Raw genomic sequence first — 19,244 nt, 5'->3', positions numbered from 1 at the left:
CGATGAAGCCCCCGTAATTTTCCCCGGAGGCTTCATTAGAACAAGGATGATCACTGCCAGATTTTGATGGCCACACTGATGCTAACAGCCAGGGCGGCCAGCGCAATGCCGACGGTAGCCCAGAAAAAACCTTTTATTTCTTGCCTTAGCGAGTTTATCTCCTGCCTTAAATTTGATTCAAGAGTTATCATTTCCTTCCTCAGGTCTTCTTCAACGGTTTTGATTTCCTTCCTCAGGCCTTCTTCAACGGTTTTGATTTCTTTTCTCAGGCCTTCTTCGACGGTTTTAATTTCCTTCCTCAGACCTTCTTCAACGGTTTTAATTTCTTTTCTCAGGCTTTCTTCAACAGCTTTGATTTCTTTTCTCAGGCTTTCTTCAACAGTTTTGATTTCCTGCCTTAACCCGTCTTCTGTCGAGGATAATTCTTTGCGCAATTCCCGCATTTCGGCCCGCAGGTCCCGTATTTCTCCCTGAACCCAGCTTCCCAGAAAGAACATTTGTCCGGCCTGGCGGTATTCCTGTTCATCGAAAGTGGCTGCTATTTCCCTTTTGACCTCTTCCACGGCTGCCACCTGCCTTTCACTTCCAGCATAGCAGGTAAGGGCGTTTCAGGCAAGGAAAAAGTCGGGCAGTATCACACCAATTCCTCGATCACCAGGTCCACAAAACGGAAGTTCACCGTGTCCACCAGGCCCCGGTTGGTTACCCGCAGTTCGGGTAAGACCGGCAGGGACAGGAGGGCCATGGTCATGAAGGGGGAGACCAGCGGGCAGCCCAGTTCCTTCCAGGCCCTTTCCAGGGCGGCCACCATTTCCCTCACTTCCTCCACCGGTCGTTCGGACATCAACCCGGCTATGGGGAGGGGTAAGAGGGCCAGCACCTGCCCGTTCAGCACGGCCACCATGCCCCCGCCGCATTCGGCCAGGGTGTTGGCGGCCAGGGCCATGTCGGATTCATCCATGCCTACCACCAGCAGGTTGTGGCTGTCGTGGGCCACGGTGGAGGCTACCGCACCGCCCTTCAGGTGGAAGCCCCTGACCAGGCCCAGGCCCATATTTCCCGGCCCGCCGTGCCTCTCGATGCAGGCTACTTTGGCCACGTCCAGCTCCACGGAGGGCCTGATTTCTCCGTTTTCCACCGGCATTTCCACCTGCCTGTGCAGGGTTCCCACTTTGGCCTCAATTACCTCCATCACCCTTACCAGGACCCTGTTCCCCCGGGCGGCAATGGTAAAGTCGCCGGCGGTCAGCTGCCGCCGGAGGTGCACCGAATGGCGGGTCTTTTCCGGGTATGCGTAGGGTTTCAGGTCGAACAGCATCTGCCCATTTTCGGCCACGATCACCCCGTCCACCATTACCCGTTCCACCTTCATTTCCGCCAGGTCGGGGATGAACAGGATATCGGCACAGCGACCGGGGGCAATGCTGCCCAGGTCGCGGCTTACCCCGAAGCACTGGGCGGTGTTGATGGTGGCCATCTGGATGGCCCGTACCGGGTCGATCCCTTCCTGAATGGCCCTGCGCACCACGTGGTTCAGGTGGCCCAGGGTGAGCAGGGTTTCCGGGTGGGTGTCGTCGGAAACCAGGATGGCGTAACGGGAATCCAGGCGGTTTTCGGTGATACTTTTTATGGTTGCCCTGACATCGTGCCAGGCCGAGCCCTCCCGCATCTTGGCGTACATGCCCAGGCGCATGCGGGCCAGGGCGTCTTCTTTCCGGGTGGACTCGTGGCAGGAAGAAATGCCCGCGGCAATGTAGGCCTGGAGTCCGGTTTCCGTTTCCGGGAGGGAATAATGTCCTGTGACGACCTTGTTGGCTTTAAGGGTGGCCTGTATCTCCCCGTGCACCAGGGGGTCTCCCGCCAGCACGCCGGGGAAATTCATCATTTCGCCCAGGCCAATGATTCCCGGCCAGGTCATGGCCTCGCGGACCTCTTCCGGGCCGATGCTGGCCCCGGCGTCCTCAAAGCCCGGGGCAGCCGGAACGCAGGAGGGCATGGTGGTAAACACTTTTAAGGGCAGCCCGGCCCCTTCCTCCATCATCTGGCGGATTCCTTCCATCCCCAGTACATTGGCAATTTCATGGGGGTCCATGAAGATGGCGGTGGTGCCGCAGGGGACTACCGCCCGGGCGAACTGGGTGACGGTAACCATGCTGCTTTCCACGTGTATATGGCCGTCCAGAAAGCCGGGCACCAGATAACGACCCCCGGCGTCGATTACCCGGGTATCCTTCCCGATGGTATGGTCGGCCCGGCCCACCAGCACCACCCGGCCGTGTTTAATGGCCACATCCAGGCCTTCCTGGATTTCGGCGGTATGCACGTTCACCACCCGCCCGTTTTTAATTACCACGTCGGCCGGTATTTTCCCCAGGGCAGCCAGGGACAGGTCGGCGGTAATTTCCCACAGGGGGCGCCGGTTTGGTTGGTAAAACATTTTTTCACCCCGCAAAAATGAAATGATTCCCCTCTATATTTACCGTGTGTGAGGGAATAATACCTGCAGGCAGGGCGAAAATTTTGTCAAAGTCAAGCTGCAAGGGGGGGTTTTTTTGTCGGCAGAAAGGGATGAGATCCTGACCCGAAAGGTTCAGGAAGTTCTGGATAGCGATGTGCGTACCAGGGAATATGGCTTAAAAGCTGATGTGGTGGACGGTAAGGCGCGCATTACCGGCATTGTGGATACCCTGGCCGAGAGGGAGCAGGTGAGCCGCATCGTTTCGGCCATTGAGGGCATCCGGGCGGTGGAGAACGGTGTGGCCATAAGTACCGACGGGGCCATTACCGATGATGATGTGGCCTTCGAGGTGGGGGAGGAGCTGGATGCGGCCGGCATTAACCGCCGCCATGTGGGGGTAAAATCCGTTAAGGGAGTGGTTTTTCTCCAGGGGCGGGTGGACAGCCCGGAAGAAATTGAAGCGGCCAGGGCCGCTGCCGCCAGGGCGCGGGGAGTGAAGGAGGTAGTCAGCCAGCTCAAGCTGCGTTCCCCTGGAGGTTATGACGATGAGAGCCTGGAGGCAATTTTCCACCACCAGGTGAACAACGACCGGGAAGATGAGGGAGAGGCCAGAATATTTTAAGGGGGATAAGTCCGGAGACATATCCCCCTTTTTAAACTTCATTAATCCGGAAGAGGTGAAAAACCGTCTTTTTGTCCCATCCCATATCCCAGGGGCAGTGGTAGCGATCCACCGTGTGGGCGTTAACCAGAGGGTACCCGTGGGAGTCCGTCCCGACCACAATGGCAAAGTGCTCGATGTTCCCCTTTTCTTCGTACCCGATGACATCACCTTTCTGCAACTCCCTGACGGCCCCCCGCGGAAATTTGTTTGTCGGCTGGTTCAGCTCCGGGAAAGTGCCCCGGGCGATCAGCCGGGCGCGGCCGCTGTACAGGAGCCAGCTGGCAAAGGCCTCGGTCTGCACCCAGGCCCGGCTGCCCGAACCACCGCCCTGTTCGTACCGGTAGTACCAGGTTCCATCCATGGGGAGCTTGCCCCCTTCCCGGTCTCCCAGACACTGGGAGACAAAATTGGTGCAGTCCCCGCCGTTGCCGTTAAGATCCCGATAACGGGGATTGTACTTGTGGTTGTTGCCCGCTCCCCAGGCCAGGCCGGCATACTTGTCCGCGTACCGGACTGCCCCCTCCCGGTCAAAAATACCTCTGGAGCGGTTCCGGCTGGAACTGGATTTTACGGGCTGACCCGGGCAGGCAGCGCCGTCGGCGGGGGTGGGTACGGGTACCAGGGTATCGTCACCCAGGCCGTCGGTATAGAAGTCCTTCTGGATCAGCCACCGGCCGTCCTTTTTAACCAGTTCCATCCAGTGACGGGTGCCAATACCAAAGCGGTTGACCACGGGAGTATCGGGATATACGTAAACCAGCTGGAGGGTGTGGTGAACCACCAGTTCCGCCCTTTCCCCATTGATCTGCGACCAGGGGATGCGAATTTCCGGTTTTGCTTCGATTATCCGCACCCCCCTTTTCCTGGCCCAGGACTGGATAAAATTCAGCTTGTGTTCTTCATGGGCCCGGGCCCACTGCCCCAGTTTGGTGGCGGTATCGTAGGAGGCCAGAACCGGGGCGGGATCGGCGCCGGTAACAATGGCCCGGGCACGGGCATTGAAAATTTCTTTCACCGCCTTTTCCAGTTCTTTTTGGGAAAGGGGAGGGGAAGTGGCCGTGCAGTTGGAAGCTCCCAGTAGAAAGACCAGGCCAACAATCATTAATGATACAGTAACTTTTTGCCACAGCATAACGGACCCCCGTTTTGTGAATTTTGCGCCGTTTATATATTTCCCCGGAAGGAAGAGTTCTTGCCCGGGTATCGGTGGTAAAATGTACACCAAAGCGCTTCACCACAGGGGCCATTTATCAGGAGCAGGTTACTTCCCGCAAAACGCTTTTCCAGGCGTCGGGGGATACCTCCCGGTACCTGACCGGGCCGTCAAAGTAGTCCCGCCCGGGCAGGGCCTGCTTACGCAGGATTTCCGGGCCGTTTCCCTGCAGGGCCTGGTAGAGGGTGAGGATATGGCCCGGCCCCAGATTTGTCTCCACCCCGCTGGTAAAAATCCACAACAGGCGTGGTAGTTTGAGCAGTACGGCCGGTTCGATCAACCTTGCCGCCAGGGCCCGGATCTCCGTCTGCAGGTCCATGCGCTGATTAGTATATGTTCCTTCGAACACCTCCAGGAGGGAAGTTTGCCTGCCGGCCATTACCACCGGCCCCAGGGCCTCGCTGGTACGGGTCAGGGTGGCCTGGCTGATATCCATATAGTGTTCAATGGGTATGCCGAACCGCTTTTCCAGGTAGTCTGTGATTCCTTCCCGCCCCGCCAGGTGATACAGTTCCTCCAGCGTTGCCACGCCCGAAATTTCATGAACGCGGGTGTTGATGGGGATGGAAACAATACCCACCGGTTTTCTGCACGGGGTGATGGCGACCAGGGTTACGGCTTTCAATTTGGGTCCGTCGGTCCAGAAGATAAGGGCGTTCTCGGTTTCCGGTTGCTGCTGCGCCCAGGCCTTAAAAGAAGAAGAAAAGCAGAATAGAGCCAACACTGCAAGAAGGGCGTACCGGAGCAATTTCCGGAAACTCAACGTTCCTTAACCTCCTTTGCCGTGCCAAATTTATTCTGGCATTCCTTTCCCTCTTTTATACTCCGGGTGATCTTGCTATTGACATGCGGGGAAAGGTGATTTATACTGGATGGTGATTTCTTTTAGTAGCAAATTAGCATATTAAAGTAAAAAAGAATTCGGGGGTGCTGGCAATGAAACTGCGTTTGGGCTTGCCCAAGGGAAGCCTGCAGGAAGCCACCTTTCAATTGTTCAAGCGGGCTGGCTTTAATATAATGGTGAGGAGCCGTTCCTACTTTCCCAGCATTGACGATCCCGAGCTGGAAGTAGTGCTGATGCGCGCCCAGGAGATTCCCCGCTATGTGCATGAGGGCGTGCTGGATGCCGGTATCAGCGGCCTGGACTGGATCATGGAAAATGAAGCCGACGTGGTGGAAGTGGCCGAGCTGGTTTATTCCAAGCAGACCACCAACCCCATCCGGCTGGTTCTGGCTGTGGCCAATGATAGCGACATCCGGACGGTGGCGGATTTGCAGAACAAGCGGATTGCCACCGAGCTGGTCCGGGTGACCAGGAAGTTTCTTGCCCGCCACGGTGTGGAAGCTTATGTGGAATATTCCTACGGAGCCACGGAAGTGAAGGTGCCTCATCTGGTGGATGCCATTGCCGATCTCACGGAAACCGGCAGCTCGCTTAAGGCCAATAACCTGAGGGTCATAGCCACCATTCTGGAATCGACTCCCCGCCTCCACGCCAATAAAAAGGCCTGGGAGGAACCCTGGAAGCGGGAGAAGCTGGAAAACCTGGCCGTACTCCTGCAGGGGGCGCTCCGGGCCGATGCCAAGGTGGGGTTGAAAATGAACGTGCCTAAAGAAAAGCTGGACGATATTCTGGCCCTGTTACCGGCCATGAAGCACCCCACCATCTCCCAGCTGGTGAACAGCGACTGGTGTGCGGTGGAGGTAATTATGGATGAAAAGAAGGTGCGGGACCTGATCCCGGCCCTGAAAAGAAGCGGGGCCCACGACATTATTGAGTACCCGCTGAACAAGGTCATCCCCTGAGGGAAATGCCCGGATGGGTAGCGGGCCGCCTGAACCCCGGTGGAACTTCCCCGGTGCGGGGAAGTTTTTTATTTTATCGGCCGGCAGGTTTAGCAGAAAGTTTTTAGAATTTTATAACCGGGGTATTTTTTTGAGGGGAGGGATCATCATTGCCCGTCAGAAAACAGGATGTGCTGGACAGCATATTTTATCCCCATAGTGTGGCTGTAATAGGGGTTACCGGTTCCAGCGACCGGGTAGGTTATAACCTGCTGCAGAGCATTATCCACGCGGGATTTCAGGGCCGGATCTACCCGGTGCACCCCCGCCTGGAGAGCCTGCAGGGGCTGCCGGTATACCGTTCCCTGGAAGAAATACCTGAACCCGTGGACCTGGCCGTAATCGGGGTAAACCAGCTGGCCACCCTGGAGGTGGTGGAGCAGTGCGGCAGGAAAGGGGTTAAGGGGGTTGTCTGCATTGCCGGTGGCTACAAGGAGATGGGGGAAGAGGGAAAAGCCCTGGAAGAGCGCCTGGTGGCTGTGGCGCGGCAGTATGAGATGGAAGTGGTTGGTCCCAATACCCTGGGCTTGATCAATACCCGGGCCAATTTAAATGCCACTTTTTATCCCATGCAGCTACCCCGGGGAAAGGTTTCGTTTGTTACCCAGAGCGGGGGCGTGGGGCTGACCATACTGCATAAGGCCGTGGATGAAGGCCTGGGGATCAACAAGTGGGTGGGGGTGGGTAACCGGAGCACCCTGGAGATGAGCGATTACCTGGAATACCTGGCCCGGGATGACAGCACCGCAGTCATCGGTGTTTTTGTGGAGGGCACCGATGATGCCCGGCGGCTGGTTCAGGTGGCCGGGGAGGTGGCCCGCCACAAGCCGGTGGTTTTTTATAAGGTCGGGCGTTCGGATGCGGTGAGCCACGCCGCCCTCACCCATACCGGGAGCATGGCCGGCAGTTATCAGGTGTACAGGCAGGTATTGCAGCAGTTCGGCCTCCTGGTGGTGGACAGCACCCTGGAGATGGTGGCTGCCTGTAAAGCCCTGGCCATGGCTCCCATTCCCCGGGGAAACGGCGTGGGCGTGGTTACCCATACGGCAGGTCCCAGTATCGTGCTGCTGGATGAGATAAGCCTGCGGGGAGGGGTTTTCCCTGCCCTGGCCGGAAGTACCATGGGCAGGATTAAAGAAGTGCTGGGTCAGAACCCCCCGGTAGTGCTCAAAAACCCCCTGGATGCGGCCGGGCAGGGTATGCAGGCGGCAAATCTGGGACCGCTGATGGAGGCGGTGCTGGACGACCCGTGCATCGACATCCTGGTGGCCGTATACTGCCTGCATTTGAACTGGCGCTGCCCCACGGTGGAAATTTTAGATGTCCGGGAGCGCAGCGGCAAGCCGGTGGTGGCCCTTTATATATCCACCGGGGAAAAAGTAAAAGAGGAGAGGGAGCTCCTGCACTCCCGGGATATTCCCGTCTATACCACTCCCGAGGAGGCGGCGTGGGGGGTTTCCGCTCTCCTGCACTATGCCCTGCAGAGAGGGGGAATCAGGCGGTGAATGTGGCAGAGATGCTGGCTGCGGTCCGTTCTGCCGGGCGCCGGTATTTATGTGAGGATGAGGTGAAGGAGATTCTGCAGCGGGTTGGTGTACCTGTAACCCCCTGCTTTTTGGCCCGCAGCGAGGAAGAAGCGGTGGCGCGGGCCATAGAGGTGGGTTATCCCGTGGTATTAAAGGTGCGCTCCCCCTTAATTGCCCATAAGTCGGACAGCGGTGGAGTGGCTCTGAACCTGGCCAACGGCTACCAGGTACGCCGGGCCTACCGGCAGATCATGGACAGGGTCAAGGGAGTGGATCCCGAGGCTGCGGTTACGGTGCAGCCCATGGCTTCCCCCGGCCGGGAGGTGATTGTCGGTTTTACCGTCGACCGGCAGTTCGGGCCCGTGCTCATGTGCGGTCTCGGGGGGGTCTTCGCGGAAGTTCTGGGTGATGTCAGCTTTCGACTGGTTCCCGTAGAGCCCGACATGGCCCGGGATATGGTCCGTTCCCTGCGGGGATACCGCCTGCTGGCCGGTTACCGGGGTGTTCCCCCTGCTGATGAGGGGGCCCTGGTGGATATACTGGTGAAGGTTTCCGGGCTGGCCGCCGCATTTCCGCAGATACAGGAAATGGACCTCAACCCGGTGGTGGTTTACGAGCGCGGGGCGCTGGTTCTGGATGCGCGGGCGGTGCTGGCCGATTGAAATTCAGCCCGACTTTTTCCATATCCATTAATATCCTTGTCAGAAATGAGCAGAAAAGTATATGCTATAGTATATGCTATATTGAAGGAAGGCCGTGGCCTGACAATAACAGGGGAAGAAGGTTGATCCGGTGATACCATTGCGCGACAGCATCCGCCCGCGGCGGAGGCCCTTTGTAAACTGGCTTTTGATTCTAACCAATATCTGGGTTTTCTTCTTTAAAGAGCTGGGCCTTTCCCAGGCGCAGTTAAACGAACTATTCTACAACCTGGGGGTTATTCCTGCCCGGGTTGTTCACGCCCTCCAGATCGGGGCGCCGCTGGACCCCCTGTTGCTGCCCTTTATTACCTCCATGTTTCTCCACGGAGGTTGGGTGCACCTGGGGGGCAACATGCTGTACCTGTGGATTTTTGGTGATAACGTGGAGGACCGCCTGGGGCACTTGCGCTTTTTAATTTTTTACCTGCTCTGCGGTATGGTGGGCAGCCTGTTTCATATTCTGGCCAATCCCACTTCCCCCGTGCCGGTGATCGGGGCCAGCGGGGCCATTGCCGGAGTGCTGGGCGGCTATTTTGTTACCTTCCGTCACTCGAGGATCCTGGCCCTGGTTCCGGTGTTCTTCTTCCTCACCCTGATGGAGGTACCGGCGGTAATTTTTCTGGCCCTGTGGTTTATCATCCAGCTCTTTAACGGTGCGGCTTCCCTCGGCGGGGTGGTCAACCCCGTGGCCTGGTGGGCCCATGTGGGCGGTTTTGTGTCGGGGATGATCCTGATGAAGCTCCTGGCTCCCCGCAACCGCCTGCGCAACAACTATCCCTGGTGGTAGGAATACGCCGGCAGGAACGCGGTACGGCCGCTATAATATGAGAAGCAGGGGTTCATCCCCTGCTTTTTTAACGGGCAAAAACGTGGTTGCCTATCCGGGTGATAATCGGCCGGGACCAGACCCAGGTACTCTGTGCCCTGGCCGGGTTCCAGTAATAAAGGGCGCCGCCGGTGGGATCGTGGCCGCTGATGGCTTCCCGAGCTGCGGCAATGGATTCCCGGGTAAGAGGCCGCATATACTGGCCGTTGGTTACGGCCTCAAAGGCGTCAGGCTGGTAAATCACGCCCCGGATGGTCCTGGGGAATTCCCCGCTCCGGGTGCGGTTTATGATTACCGCTCCCACCGCTACTTTCCCAATGTAAGGTTCGTCGGCCGCTTCACCTTCAATCACCCGGGCCATCAGGATCAGGTCATCCCGGCTGATACTGGTCCCGCGGGAAACCTGGCTGCTGGCTACCTGCTCATTATGGGCCATTTTTTTGTCCGCCTGCAGGTTTTCCCTGCTTTCCAGGGCGGCGCCACCCACCACCGGCAGGACTGCCAGGGCCAGGGCAAGCATTATCATAACTCCAGCAGTGGCCTTCAGGGCCAATTTATTTTCTTTAAGCCAGAGAAAAAAAGCCATGGTTTCCACTCCTTTCGTCGTTTCTCCCAGGCTACTGGCGAGTATAACGTAAGTTGGCGGGATAATCAAGCGTTAAATTATGGACCCCCTGGCTGACACTGCGTAAAGCAGGGCTCCCAGGGCGATGGTGGCCGGCAGGGTAAAAGTCCAGGCCAGGATAATCCTGGCCACCGTGGGCCAGGAGACGTTGCCCGCCCCCCGGGCCAGACCTGCCCCGGTGATGGAGGAAGAAACGACGTGGGTGGTGCTGACGGGCAGCCCCCACAGGGTGGCTGTGAAGATAACCAGGGCCGAACCCATATCCGCAGCAAAGCCCGCGGGCGGGTTGAGGTGGGTGATGCCCCGGCCCAGCGTGCGGATGATCCGCCAGCCGCCGCAGGATGTTCCCAGGGCCAGGGCTGCGGCCGACAGGACTTTAACCCACAGGGGGACCACAAAATTATCCTGGTACCCGGTAAGAACCAGGGCCAGGGTGATCACCCCCATGGTTTTCTGGGCGTCGTTGGTACCGTGGGAAAAGGCCTGGAAGGCAGCGGCCAGGCGCTGCCAGCGCCTGAAGCGGTGGTCCCGGCAGGGGCCGGCCCGGCTTCCCGTCAGGTACGAAACGAGCAGCATAACCGTAAAGCCGGCAACCAGGGCCAGGGGCGGGGAGAGGATGAGGGCCTGCAAAATGGTGGTCAGGCCGGCAAGGTTAACCCCCCTGGCACCTGTTGCAGCCAGGGTGGCACCGGTCAGGGCACCCACCAGGGCGTGGGAAGAACTGCTGGGTAATCCCCCGGCCCAGGTGAAAAGATTCCAGAGAATGGCCGCCAGCAGGGCGGCCTGGATGGCCCGGGGGTACTGGAAGAGTACGGCAGTATCCACAATGTCCCCGGCGATGGTCATGGCCACCCCGGTGAAAGTAAGAGCCCCCGCGAAGTTCATGGTGGTGGCCAGAAAAATGGCCGGGCGGGGGGCCAGTGCGCCCGTGGCCAGGGAGGTGGCCACAGCATTGGCCGTATCGTGGAAACCGTTTATAAAATCAAAGGCCACGGCCAGGCAAATAACAGGCAAAAGAACCTCACCCACCGGATCACCCCTTTGGGTTTTAGTAAAACATATTAACCAGTCAGTGGTATCATTACCTTGTATTCCCCCGGGTGATCATAAAAACTGCCGGCGGGGCTCATACTTTGTAGGGGTAAAAAAATCCGGGAGGTGGGATAGTGGCGAAGGATATTTGTGTGGTGGGCATTCTGGTGGATGGGCGGGCGGAGAAGGCACCGGAAGTGCAGCAGGTGCTCACCAGGCACGGTTCCAGGATTTTAAGCCGGTCGGGGATTCCCGACCCCAGCCGCAGGCGGGGGATCATTACCCTGACCATGGAAGCGGACGATGATGAGCGCAGGATGCTGGAGCAGGAGCTGCAGCAGATCCAGGGAGTGGTGGTAAAATCCGTTGCTCTGGGACCCTCCCTGACGCAGGTTTCCGGTTAAAAATCCCGGTTTGCAACCGGGATTTCATGTTGCCTCCCAGGCTTTCGCCCTGTGCATGTTCTGGCGCACCTGCTCTTCCGCATATTTAAAAAATTCCTCCAGGTCTGCTTCCACAATATGCCGGGCGGTTTCAATAAGCCGGGCTGTCCGCTCGATGTCGATGCGGATACGGTGCTTGAAAAACATCTGCACGTCGTACTTGGCCGCCAGGGCGCGGGGATCCAGGTGGGAGATTTCAATGTAATAGGGGAAGTTATGGATACGCTGGTACAGCCGGCGTGGCTCCACCCCGTAAAGCGGGGCCACCCGCCGGCTGATTTTGTCCACCAGGGCGGTATTGCCGAAGGCGGCGGCCAGTGCTTTACTGTAAGAGCCGTTCCTGCCGGTAATGAGTTCGATCCCCATCTCCACGATGTTGTGGCTTTTCCACCAGCCCAGGGCCGGGGGCAGGTTGCACGCCCTGATGGTTTCCTCTACCAGCGGGCGACCCTTTTCAAAGCAGTAACCCCGCTCAAAGTGAAGATATTTTTCGTCCCCGTAATAATCCAGGCCTTCCGGGTTGATGCCGTGGGTCATCACCCCCAGGGCAAACTCCCTGAGCTGGGGGTCATCGCCCAGGGCGGCCAGCAGTTCCGTTCCCCGCCCGTGGCTGTCGTCACGGCCGGGAACCAGGGCAGCAACCATATCGGGGAAAATGCTGCCCAGGGCCAGGGCTTCGGAAAGCATCCCGCACACTCTTTCAGCAAAATAAACATGGGTTTGCGGATACAACCTGATTACCCCCACCGGGCTGAATGGTTGGTGGATCTTTTTCTACCCCCGGGCGGCATTTTCCTACCCGCAAAAAACAAATTTTAGCCTACCACCCTTTGAGGAATAAAAAGACGGCGCCGGCCAGGAGCAGGGCCAGGGTCAGGGCCAGCCCCCGGATCTGCTTTCCAGCCCGGGCAACCCCTTTTTCCAGGTGCCTGATGCGCTTTTCCAGTTCCTCCATTGCCGAGCGCCACTCCCGGTAACTATCGTGGAGGGCGGTGTTCAGGCTGATTACCTGGCCGTCCAGCTGGTGGAAACGTTCTTCTGCAGGGGCGACCAGGCGCTGGCGGATGGCCCGGGCCAGAGAGTCCACCACCTCTTTTTCCCTGCCCTGTGCGGTGGCCATGGGTTAACCCTCCTTTGCCTGGTGAATGGCGTCCCGCAGGGCGGTAAGGGTAACCAGGGGGGCTTCCGTTACCCGGTTTTCCACCCGGCCGAGCTGTTCTTTGATTTCCCGGTAAAAGGCGGCCTGCTGTTCCTGCATTTCGCTTACGTTGCGGGCCAGCCGGTTCATTTCCTGAACCAGAGGTTGCAGCAATTTTTCGCGCATGGCCAGCAGGATTTCCTTCATCAGGGCCTGGAGTGCTTCATCCCGGGTCGTTTGCCTGGCGGACATGGGGATACCTCCTTAAAATTTTTATATCTGGTTAATGGCTTTTTTAAGCAGGTTCAGGAAGCGGTTGACTTCCTGCTGGGAATGGCGGTGGATAATGTCTGTGACTTCTTTTTCCAGTTCCTGCAGCAGGTTTTGCCTGATCTCATTGCCGGTCTGGCTGCTGATCTCCCGGATAATACGCTTTAACCTTTCCTCAAGGATGCGGGCGTTCTCCATATGCGATAACCTCCAGGTCGTTTCAGGATCAGGCGGATATCTTCCAGTTCCCGGCTGTATTTTTCCAGCAACCGTCCCACCGGGGGTGATTCCCGTGCTTCCACGGCCAGCAGCTCCTCAATCTGGTCAATGCGGCGCAGGAGTATTTTTTCGCCCCGCTGGATGAGAATGGCCTGCTCGAGCTGGCGTAAAAGCCGGTTAAACGCGAGGTTTTTCCCGTCCTTGAGGGCATCCAGGGCGGAAATAAAGTGGATTTCCCGGGATGCTGCCGGGGCCAGTTCCCTGCGCAGCCAGGTGGCCACCCGTTCCCTTTCACTGTGGTTTAATGTATCAGCAAAATTAACCACGTAAAAACAATTATCCCGTCTTCTTTCCGGGGGGATTCCCTGGCGGAGGAATTCCCTGTGGACCGGGGAGAGCATTTGCCGGCCGTTGAAAAAGATCAGGTGCAGGTCGCTGTTACGCAGCCATTCTGCCACCTTCCTGGCGTAGCGGGTGTGTACAGAATCTATTCCCGGAGAGTCCACAAAAGTGGCCAGCTTGAGCATTTCCGCCGGGTGGTGGATGTCTATTGCCTCTATAAACATGGCTTCTTCGGGGGTTATCATCAGCCGCCTGAATTCTGCCAGCTCACCGGGATCTGCCAGGTGGAAGACCTTTTCCCGGACGTGGTGAAAATGCAGGCGTACCGCTGTTACTGCCAGGGCGGCCCGCTTCAGCGAGATGGGGCGGGTGATGGCCGGAACGTGGTTATAAATGTTCCCCGGAAGGGCCGGCGGGCGGAAAAGATTTTGAGTTTGAATCAGCAGCGCCGCCAGTTCGGCCGCGTTAACCCGTGAATATCTGCCCCCGGTGCAGGCCTCCATTTGCCGGAGGTCTTTCAGCAACCCGGGATTATTGAGCCAGCGGTACAGGGTGACCAGTTCCTCCCGGCAGAGGTAGGCGTTCCCTTCCCTTTCTTCCACCAGGAAGAGGGTTAATTCCCGGGGATAATGGATTACCGCTACCTTGTCCGCCCCGTGATGCAGGCGGACAAGGGTGGATGTGGTGGATTTATCCTGGGCCGGCAGCAGTTCTTCCTGCATCAGGGCGTTGAGAAAGGTGCTTTTTCCCGAAGAAAAGGGGCCCCACAGGGTAACATAAAAGCGGTCGCCGGCCAGGCTCCCGGCCAGCTCCGCAAGGCGCTCCCTGGTAGCCGGCGACCGTAAGAACGGGGCTTCCAGCAGGCGCTGCAGCAAATTGAGCAGGCGCTCTTTGAGCACCGGAAAACTGACGGCCTGCCACGTATTCTCCATGCCGGCGGGTGATGCCGCGACGGCCGGAACTTTCCGGTTATATGCGGCCAGCTTTTCCCGGATCTCCAGCCGTACCTGCTGCAGGGATGCAAACAGCTGGCTGGTTTCCAGCGCGTCACGGGCGCGTTCGTAAATGCTCCAGAAGGCATTCAGGAAAGGCCCGTCTTCCCCGATGGCCAGGGTTCCGGCCAGCCGGCGGGGTATGTGCCTGTCTTCCCCGGAGAAAAACTTCTCCAGTTCTTTCAGGGTAATGAAGGCCAGCTCCACTTCCACGAACAGGCGCAGGTTTTCAATACTCTCCGCATCCCTGGTGTTCAGGTAGTTGACCGGGATTTCCCGGCCGAAGATTTCTCCCAGGGCCTCCCGGGTGGCCGTGAGGGCGCTGCCGTCAGGGCGGCCGCAGTTACAGTTGATCCAGAAAGAGATCCGTTTGGAGCCGGGGCGGGAAAGACTCCCTTTCAAGCGGTGCAGGAAGAGCCGGTCCTGTTCGTCCATGCCCCGCTGGTGGAAGAGGTAGAGGATATGATCCGCTGGGGCAAGGGTTTTTTCAACCAGGTGGCTCTGGCTGGCGGCATCCAGCCCGGGGGTGTCGATCAGGGTGCATATTCTTAACCACGGGTTGGGCAGGGTAACATCTACCCGGCCGGCATGGATATCCCCCCGGCGCAGCAGGGAGGCCAGCCCCTGCCGGGAGTGGACCGGCTTGAATCTGCCTGCGGATACGGAAAAGGACTGGCCGTGGAAGAAAAAGATGGAGCAGGGAGTGGCCGGCAGGACGTCCACCGGTGAGATATCTTCCTGCAGGAGGGCGTTGATCAGGGTGGATTTTCCTGCATTACGGGCTCCGGCGACGGCAAGGAGGGGTGGAGGTTGGGGCAGGAGATACTTCTCCCGCAGCTCACCAATGCGCTTTAAAGGGTGGGGTCGCTGCCGCGGGTTTTCAGATGGAAATGTCCCGTTCATTTCAACACGCTCCCCGGATATTTTGGCCGGTCCTGGCCGGACCGTCCACCTGCCTATCTGCTATATATTAGCATCGGGGGATAAATATGACATGGGGAGACCCGCGGCATTTGTAAACTTACGGCGGGGTAAGGGCGGCCGGGGGAAGGGAAGGGTTTAAGCGCTGGAGCCGGTTTTCTGCAGGACCTCAAGAACGTGTTTTGCCCGGCGGTCATGCTGCTGGATCCTGGTGAAGAATTCAATCAGGAAGCGCCGCACCCTCTCGTCCCCGGCCAGGGGCGGGCGGCGCAGGTGCCGGATGAGCAGGATAATGGACTTCAGATGTTCCACCAGGGCCCGGTCGGGACTGCCCGTCAGCTCCATGTGGCGGATTTTTTGCATGCAGGCCTGGCTTATTTCCGGCACCGTTTTCCCCTGCAGGTTCTGTAAAAAAACAAGCAGCTTGTGGACATCCGGGTTTATTTCTTGCACTGAAAACACCTCCTGGCAGTGAGCGCTAGTGAAGGAGGGAGGGGAGATTGAGAAATATTTCCAGCAGGAAGAGCAGGACAATGGCCAGTTCCAGCAGCACGGATTGCTGGTTGACCACCCGGTTGCTGAGCAGGGTATAATTCTGCATGATGAGCGAGAGCTTGCGCTGGATGCTTTCCACCCAGGCTCTGGTGCGGAATACGGCCAGGGCGGCGCCGTATACCCGGGCATAGAAAACGTCTTCGGTTACCTTGAGAGAGTTCTGAATTCTTTCCAGGATCTCGTTAATATCCACCACCAGTTCCATCAGGCGGTTCATGATGTGCCGGTAATGCCCCATGCGCCTCAAGACGGTAACCTTTTCCGCCTCTTCAATATCGCCGTACATTTTACCCATTTCTTCGCTGAGCAGGTTATCGTAGTAACGGAGCTCCAGGAGCTGGGTCAGGGCAAATTCCAGCAGGTCGGGAATGTCGTGGCTGCCGGCCGCGTCGTATACCAGGGCCGAGGCCCAGGTAATGATGGTGAGGTCATCCGGGCCGTAGGAAAAGGAATGCTGCAGGGTTTCCCGGCGTACCTGCGGGCTTACCGGTTCAGATTCGGCCAGCAGCAGGGGCACGGGATCCCATTCCCGGTTCCATTCCTGAAAGAAAAACAGGATGTAATCCTCTTCCGCCCCTTTAAATTCCGGGCGAACCATGGCCCTGCTCAGGCTGCCTGTTACCTCGGCCAGTTTCTTCTTAAATATATCTTCGGTAATTCTGTCAATAACTTCATCCTCACCTAAAGATAGGGCGAGCTCCTTGATTTCCCGGTAGCTGTACCCTTCCGGGAGTATTATTTGCATGCACAGGCTGACTACCCCCAGGTCGTAGACCTTGCCCGTAAAACGGGCGTGAAAATCCTGCTGGCCCAGCCTGATCCATTCTTCTCCCAGTTCCACGGTTACGGGGGGGTTGGGGATATGCACGGACATCAACCGCGCCCGGGAAATGCGCAGCCTGGAAGTGGGCTTGGTATGAGCCAGTGACTGTTCCACAATTTCCAGGTTTATCTCTTCCGCCACGTCGTACAGACGATAAAGCCAGATGGAATTGGGCATTTGCGAACAACCTCTCCCGCGTTCATGGCTGCCAGTTTAAAAAATATTATACCCTTGACAGGAGGGCTTTGTAAGCCGTATAATAAGAAATGCGATGTCGGAGTGGCGGAACTGGCAGACGCGCACGTTTGAGGGGCGTGTGGGAAACCGTGCGGGTTCGAGTCCCGCCTCCGACACCAGAGTTATATCCCCTGTCTGGCTTCTGTAAGCTTTATGTTACAGGGGCCTTTTGTTTTGCAGCCCTTCCGTGGACTGTCCCGTCCACGTTTCTTTTTCTCCCGGCTCGTGTTTGCGGGCCTTGTGAACAGTTCGCCAAGCTATTTGGTTGGTTTCCGGTGCTTGTGAAAAACTCGCCAGCCGAAAAGGGCCGTTGGCGGGAAATTTATTTTCCACCTTACCGGTCTTATATAAAATAAAATTAATCCCGTCAGGTGATCCGAAAGGGGTGGTTTGCATGCGGGAATGGATTCAGCACCTGGTGACGAAATACCTGGAAGAACCATTCTGTCAGGTTGAATTGGCGCGTGCCGAGATGCTGAAAAATGAGCAGCCCGGGCCAAAGCTGCGCCTGGTGCGGGGGCAGCAGAAAAAGTGCTACCCGCGCAGCATGTCAGGGGAAAGCCATTCCGTTTCCTTGAACGGCTAAAAAGCATGATAATATTATCTATAAGATAGATAATAAACCTGCACTGATGTTCCGGTTCGAAAAGGTGGGCTCCCCACGAAAGGGGAGCCCATCTCCGCTAAATTGGTAATCAGATAACCACCGCCCGGTGTAAGCACATAGTTAGTTTAATCTCCCGTATCAGCTGGTTGATCAACTTTTAAGCTTTCGGGCTCATTGTATTCCTCTTTGGAATGGGGTATCCCGGACGAGGTCGCAGGCTTACGCCAGAGGCCGGGAATGGTTACCTTTATTCTATCCAATAGGGTTTGTGAAGCAAGGAGGCCGGGGTTCCCGACTCGAATAGCGTCGTAATAGCTTCCAATAGTGGATTCATAGTTTTCCGCACCGTAAATCCAGACCGAACCCAACCAGATTTTCATAAGGGGTTGTGTTCTGGACCATTGAGTAACCAAAATTTCCAAGTCGTTATGATATAACGATACTTTGCCTTCCGAGGTGTCAACATAAATTTGAATTTTTGTCCACTCCCCCGGAGCCAGGCGCTGAGTACTGTACCGGGCGGGTTCAAAAAGCCCGAATGCCAGTCCGAGATACCTATCCCTGTTTACTACCACGGTTATCTCACCGGTGGGAAAATCCAGAGAAGCCAGGGTAGTGGCCGCACCGGTAATGTCCTCTATTTTGGTATAAAATTCAACGACAATCTGATCCCTGTAAATTGGAGGATTTAATTTATAGCTCAGGTATGGAGCCAGGTACACGTTCCTTCCCACTCGGGCTGAGGTGTTATCAACTACCCCCTGGTCGTCAATCCATTTGGCGTCTAAATACTCCCAGTCCCCTAAACCTTGCTCAAAATTTTCTTCAAACCATACTTCCACAGGTGGAGATGGTTTGGGACAATAATGACATAATATCATAATAAGGATAATAATTATAGCTAGAATTGCCAATAGAAGAAATTTCTTTTTCTTATTCAGTTTCTTGTCTGAAATTTTTTCTGTATTGTGGTTATCCGACATTTATCTACCTCCTTTTTCTAAAAGTAAGTATCCGAAAAGGAGCACGAGAGACGCGAGAAGTTCGATATGGCAAGGGCATTAAAGGAAAAGGGACATAAGCATTCTTTATTACAATATGATATTGCCGGAATTAATGCCACCATAAAACAAGAAAAAAATACTGGACAGGGTAAAACCCCATCCAGTGTTGCTTATTTAACTTAAGCCACTGCTGTTTCAGTGATTGTAATTACAACTCGGTAGGCGGCGGGGAGCCCTGGATCATTGATGGTGATTTCACTGTTTTTCACAGTGGCATCGGTGGAACCAACATCCCCGGACGCCGTTTCAGGAACATCAAAAGTACCCAGGTTACCTATTTGTACACCATTCGCATCAAATACCTCAATTACGTAATTAAAAGTGACAGTTTGCGCAGCATCAACAGTCTTTGTGGTATGAAGGGTGTAGTTTAGGTAGTAGTTTCGGGTCTTTTGGTGTAAGCGTAAAATAAACCCCACCTTGCAATCAGGTGGGGACATAATCTGGCTTATTTATTAGCCCTGCAGACAGGGGGCAGCGAATCGGACCAGGGGAGTAACTGATCCAGGGCGTTACTGTCTTTAGGGTTCAGGTTGGGAAGTTTTTCAAAAAGATAGCTGAGGTACTGGAAAGGATTCAACCCATTCTCCTTTGCCGTTTCTATGATGCTGTAAGTAATAGCGCTGGCCCGTGCACCCCGCGGAGTATTGGCAAACAACCAGTTCTTGCGGCCAATGACAAAGGGTTTGATCGACCGCTCACTCCGGTTGTTATCCAGTTCCAGGCGCCCATCCTGCAAAAAG

Annotated in this window: 22 protein-coding genes and 1 tRNA gene; 8 read left to right on the top strand and 15 right to left on the bottom strand. The window is 56.5% G+C overall.

Going from position 1 to position 19,244, the window contains the following annotated elements:
• Positions 1–50 precede the first annotated feature (50 nt).
• Together BR83_RS16485 and ade are read right to left on the bottom strand one after the other, a co-directional pair.
• Complete coding sequence (locus BR83_RS16485; RefSeq protein WP_027357369.1) at positions 51–563, bottom strand: hypothetical protein; 513 nt, start codon at positions 561–563, stop codon at positions 51–53.
• Positions 564–634: 71 nt separating this feature from the next.
• Positions 635–2,437, bottom strand: coding sequence for an adenine deaminase (gene ade, locus BR83_RS0112560; protein WP_027357368.1), 1,803 nt, complete (start codon positions 2,435–2,437; stop codon positions 635–637).
• A 115-nt stretch (positions 2,438–2,552) separates the two neighbouring features.
• Between ade and BR83_RS0112555 the strand changes: the two genes are divergently transcribed.
• Positions 2,553–3,080, top strand: coding sequence for a BON domain-containing protein (locus BR83_RS0112555; protein ID WP_027357367.1), 528 nt, complete (start codon positions 2,553–2,555; stop codon positions 3,078–3,080).
• A gap of 31 nt (positions 3,081–3,111) precedes the next feature.
• Here BR83_RS0112555 and BR83_RS0112550 read toward each other — a convergent pair whose 3' ends face one another.
• Together BR83_RS0112550 and BR83_RS0112545 are read right to left on the bottom strand one after the other, a co-directional pair.
• A complete protein-coding gene (locus BR83_RS0112550) occupies positions 3,112–4,254 on the bottom strand; it encodes an amidase domain-containing protein (RefSeq protein WP_027357366.1) in 1,143 nt (380 codons plus the stop codon).
• A 118-nt stretch (positions 4,255–4,372) separates the two neighbouring features.
• Positions 4,373–5,098 carry an LCP family protein gene (locus BR83_RS0112545; protein ID WP_027357365.1) on the bottom strand — a complete coding sequence of 242 codons (726 nt, stop codon included), beginning with the start codon at positions 5,096–5,098 and terminating at the stop codon, positions 4,373–4,375.
• Positions 5,099–5,271: 173 nt separating this feature from the next.
• On the opposite strand from BR83_RS0112545, the gene hisG reads away from it, so the two are divergent.
• The 4 genes from hisG to BR83_RS0112525 all read left to right on the top strand — a co-directional run bounded on the left by hisG (position 5,272) and on the right by BR83_RS0112525 (position 9,194).
• Positions 5,272–6,141, top strand: a complete 870-nt coding sequence (gene hisG / locus BR83_RS0112540) for an ATP phosphoribosyltransferase (RefSeq protein ID WP_027357364.1) — start codon at positions 5,272–5,274, stop codon at positions 6,139–6,141.
• Positions 6,142–6,290: 149 nt separating this feature from the next.
• Positions 6,291–7,685: an acetate--CoA ligase family protein gene (locus BR83_RS0112535; protein ID WP_027357363.1), complete on the top strand. Its 1,395-nt coding sequence runs from the start codon at positions 6,291–6,293 to the stop codon at positions 7,683–7,685.
• Positions 7,682–8,368: an acetate--CoA ligase family protein gene (locus BR83_RS0112530; protein WP_051618223.1), complete on the top strand. Its 687-nt coding sequence runs from the start codon at positions 7,682–7,684 to the stop codon at positions 8,366–8,368. Before BR83_RS0112535 ends, BR83_RS0112530 begins: the two co-directional genes overlap by 4 nt.
• 130 nt (positions 8,369–8,498) lie before the next feature.
• Entirely contained in the window at positions 8,499–9,194 is a 696-nt protein-coding gene (locus BR83_RS0112525; RefSeq protein WP_027357361.1) for a rhomboid family intramembrane serine protease, read from the top strand.
• Between the two features lie 67 nt (positions 9,195–9,261).
• Here BR83_RS0112525 and BR83_RS15935 read toward each other — a convergent pair whose 3' ends face one another.
• Positions 9,262–9,819: a cell wall hydrolase gene (locus tag BR83_RS15935; RefSeq protein ID WP_051618221.1), complete on the bottom strand. Its 558-nt coding sequence runs from the start codon at positions 9,817–9,819 to the stop codon at positions 9,262–9,264.
• Positions 9,820–9,891: 72 nt separating this feature from the next.
• Positions 9,892–10,887 (bottom strand): inorganic phosphate transporter, encoded by a 996-nt coding sequence (locus BR83_RS0112515; RefSeq protein WP_027357360.1) that lies wholly within the window; start codon positions 10,885–10,887, stop codon positions 9,892–9,894.
• A 137-nt stretch (positions 10,888–11,024) separates the two neighbouring features.
• Between BR83_RS0112515 and BR83_RS0112510 the strand changes: the two genes are divergently transcribed.
• Positions 11,025–11,294, top strand: a complete 270-nt coding sequence (locus tag BR83_RS0112510; RefSeq protein ID WP_027357359.1) for a TM1266 family iron-only hydrogenase system putative regulator — start codon at positions 11,025–11,027, stop codon at positions 11,292–11,294.
• A gap of 24 nt (positions 11,295–11,318) precedes the next feature.
• Here the strand turns inward: BR83_RS0112510 and BR83_RS0112505 are convergent, their stop codons facing one another.
• The 7 genes from BR83_RS0112505 to BR83_RS0112475 form a co-directional block, all read right to left on the bottom strand.
• Positions 11,319–12,065, bottom strand: coding sequence for a hypothetical protein (locus BR83_RS0112505; protein WP_027357358.1), 747 nt, complete (start codon positions 12,063–12,065; stop codon positions 11,319–11,321).
• An 88-nt stretch (positions 12,066–12,153) separates the two neighbouring features.
• Positions 12,154–12,453 (bottom strand): hypothetical protein, encoded by a 300-nt coding sequence (locus BR83_RS0112500; RefSeq protein ID WP_027357357.1) that lies wholly within the window; start codon positions 12,451–12,453, stop codon positions 12,154–12,156.
• A gap of 3 nt (positions 12,454–12,456) precedes the next feature.
• Entirely contained in the window at positions 12,457–12,723 is a 267-nt protein-coding gene (locus BR83_RS0112495; RefSeq protein ID WP_027357356.1) for a hypothetical protein, read from the bottom strand.
• Between the two features lie 21 nt (positions 12,724–12,744).
• On the bottom strand, positions 12,745–12,939 hold the full coding sequence (locus BR83_RS0112490; RefSeq protein WP_027357355.1) for a hypothetical protein: 195 nt from the start codon (positions 12,937–12,939) through the stop codon (positions 12,745–12,747).
• Positions 12,906–15,197, bottom strand: a complete 2,292-nt coding sequence (locus BR83_RS0112485; RefSeq protein WP_027357354.1) for a dynamin family protein — start codon at positions 15,195–15,197, stop codon at positions 12,906–12,908. The genes BR83_RS0112490 and BR83_RS0112485 overlap by 34 nt, the downstream gene beginning before the upstream one ends.
• Positions 15,198–15,353: 156 nt before the next feature.
• Positions 15,354–15,668, bottom strand: coding sequence for a hypothetical protein (locus BR83_RS0112480; protein WP_027357353.1), 315 nt, complete (start codon positions 15,666–15,668; stop codon positions 15,354–15,356).
• Between the two features lie 25 nt (positions 15,669–15,693).
• On the bottom strand, positions 15,694–16,770 hold the full coding sequence (locus BR83_RS0112475) for a hypothetical protein (protein ID WP_027357352.1): 1,077 nt from the start codon (positions 16,768–16,770) through the stop codon (positions 15,694–15,696).
• Positions 16,771–16,866: 96 nt separating this feature from the next.
• Between BR83_RS0112475 and BR83_RS0112470 the strand changes: the two genes are divergently transcribed.
• Both BR83_RS0112470 and BR83_RS0112460 read left to right on the top strand, forming a co-directional pair.
• Positions 16,867–16,949: transfer RNA gene (locus tag BR83_RS0112470), tRNA-Leu, on the top strand.
• 275 nt (positions 16,950–17,224) lie between these two features.
• A complete protein-coding gene (locus tag BR83_RS0112460) occupies positions 17,225–17,416 on the top strand; it encodes a hypothetical protein (RefSeq protein WP_027357350.1) in 192 nt (63 codons plus the stop codon).
• Between the two features lie 146 nt (positions 17,417–17,562).
• On the opposite strand, the gene BR83_RS0112455 is transcribed toward BR83_RS0112460, so the two are convergent.
• Together BR83_RS0112455 and BR83_RS15930 are read right to left on the bottom strand one after the other, a co-directional pair.
• A complete protein-coding gene (locus BR83_RS0112455; protein WP_027357349.1) occupies positions 17,563–18,420 on the bottom strand; it encodes a hypothetical protein in 858 nt (285 codons plus the stop codon).
• 529 nt (positions 18,421–18,949) lie between these two features.
• Positions 18,950–19,244, bottom strand: a 295-nt coding sequence (locus BR83_RS15930) for a transposase domain-containing protein (RefSeq protein WP_034635416.1), incomplete at its 5' end; no start/stop codon positions are given.

Origin of the sequence: Desulfofundulus thermocisternus DSM 10259 (assembly GCF_000686645.1) — a bacterium.
In the GTDB taxonomy this organism is placed as follows: Bacteria; Bacillota; Desulfotomaculia; order Desulfotomaculales; family Desulfovirgulaceae; genus Desulfofundulus; species Desulfofundulus australicus.
This window is presented reverse-complemented; position numbering and strand designations above follow the sequence as displayed.

Bases quoted from the DNA above. Each gene is read 5' to 3' on its own strand.
- ade (WP_027357368.1), bottom strand. From the start codon at position 2,437: ATGTTTTACCAACCAAACCGGCGCCCCCTGTGGGAAATTACCGCCGAC.
- BR83_RS0112550 (WP_027357366.1), bottom strand. From the start codon at position 4,254: ATGCTGTGGCAAAAAGTTACTGTATCATTAATGATTGTTGGCCTGGTC.
- hisG (WP_027357364.1), top strand. From the start codon at position 5,272: ATGAAACTGCGTTTGGGCTTGCCCAAGGGAAGCCTGCAGGAAGCCACC.
- BR83_RS15935 (WP_051618221.1), bottom strand. From the start codon at position 9,819: ATGGCTTTTTTTCTCTGGCTTAAAGAAAATAAATTGGCCCTGAAGGCC.
- BR83_RS0112500 (WP_027357357.1), bottom strand. From the start codon at position 12,453: ATGGCCACCGCACAGGGCAGGGAAAAAGAGGTGGTGGACTCTCTGGCC.
- BR83_RS0112495 (WP_027357356.1), bottom strand. From the start codon at position 12,723: ATGTCCGCCAGGCAAACGACCCGGGATGAAGCACTCCAGGCCCTGATG.
- BR83_RS0112490 (WP_027357355.1), bottom strand. From the start codon at position 12,939: ATGGAGAACGCCCGCATCCTTGAGGAAAGGTTAAAGCGTATTATCCGG.
- BR83_RS0112485 (WP_027357354.1), bottom strand. From the start codon at position 15,197: ATGAACGGGACATTTCCATCTGAAAACCCGCGGCAGCGACCCCACCCT.
- BR83_RS0112475 (WP_027357352.1), bottom strand. From the start codon at position 16,770: ATGCCCAATTCCATCTGGCTTTATCGTCTGTACGACGTGGCGGAAGAG.
- BR83_RS0112460 (WP_027357350.1), top strand. From the start codon at position 17,225: ATGCGGGAATGGATTCAGCACCTGGTGACGAAATACCTGGAAGAACCA.
- BR83_RS0112455 (WP_027357349.1), bottom strand. From the start codon at position 18,420: ATGTCGGATAACCACAATACAGAAAAAATTTCAGACAAGAAACTGAAT.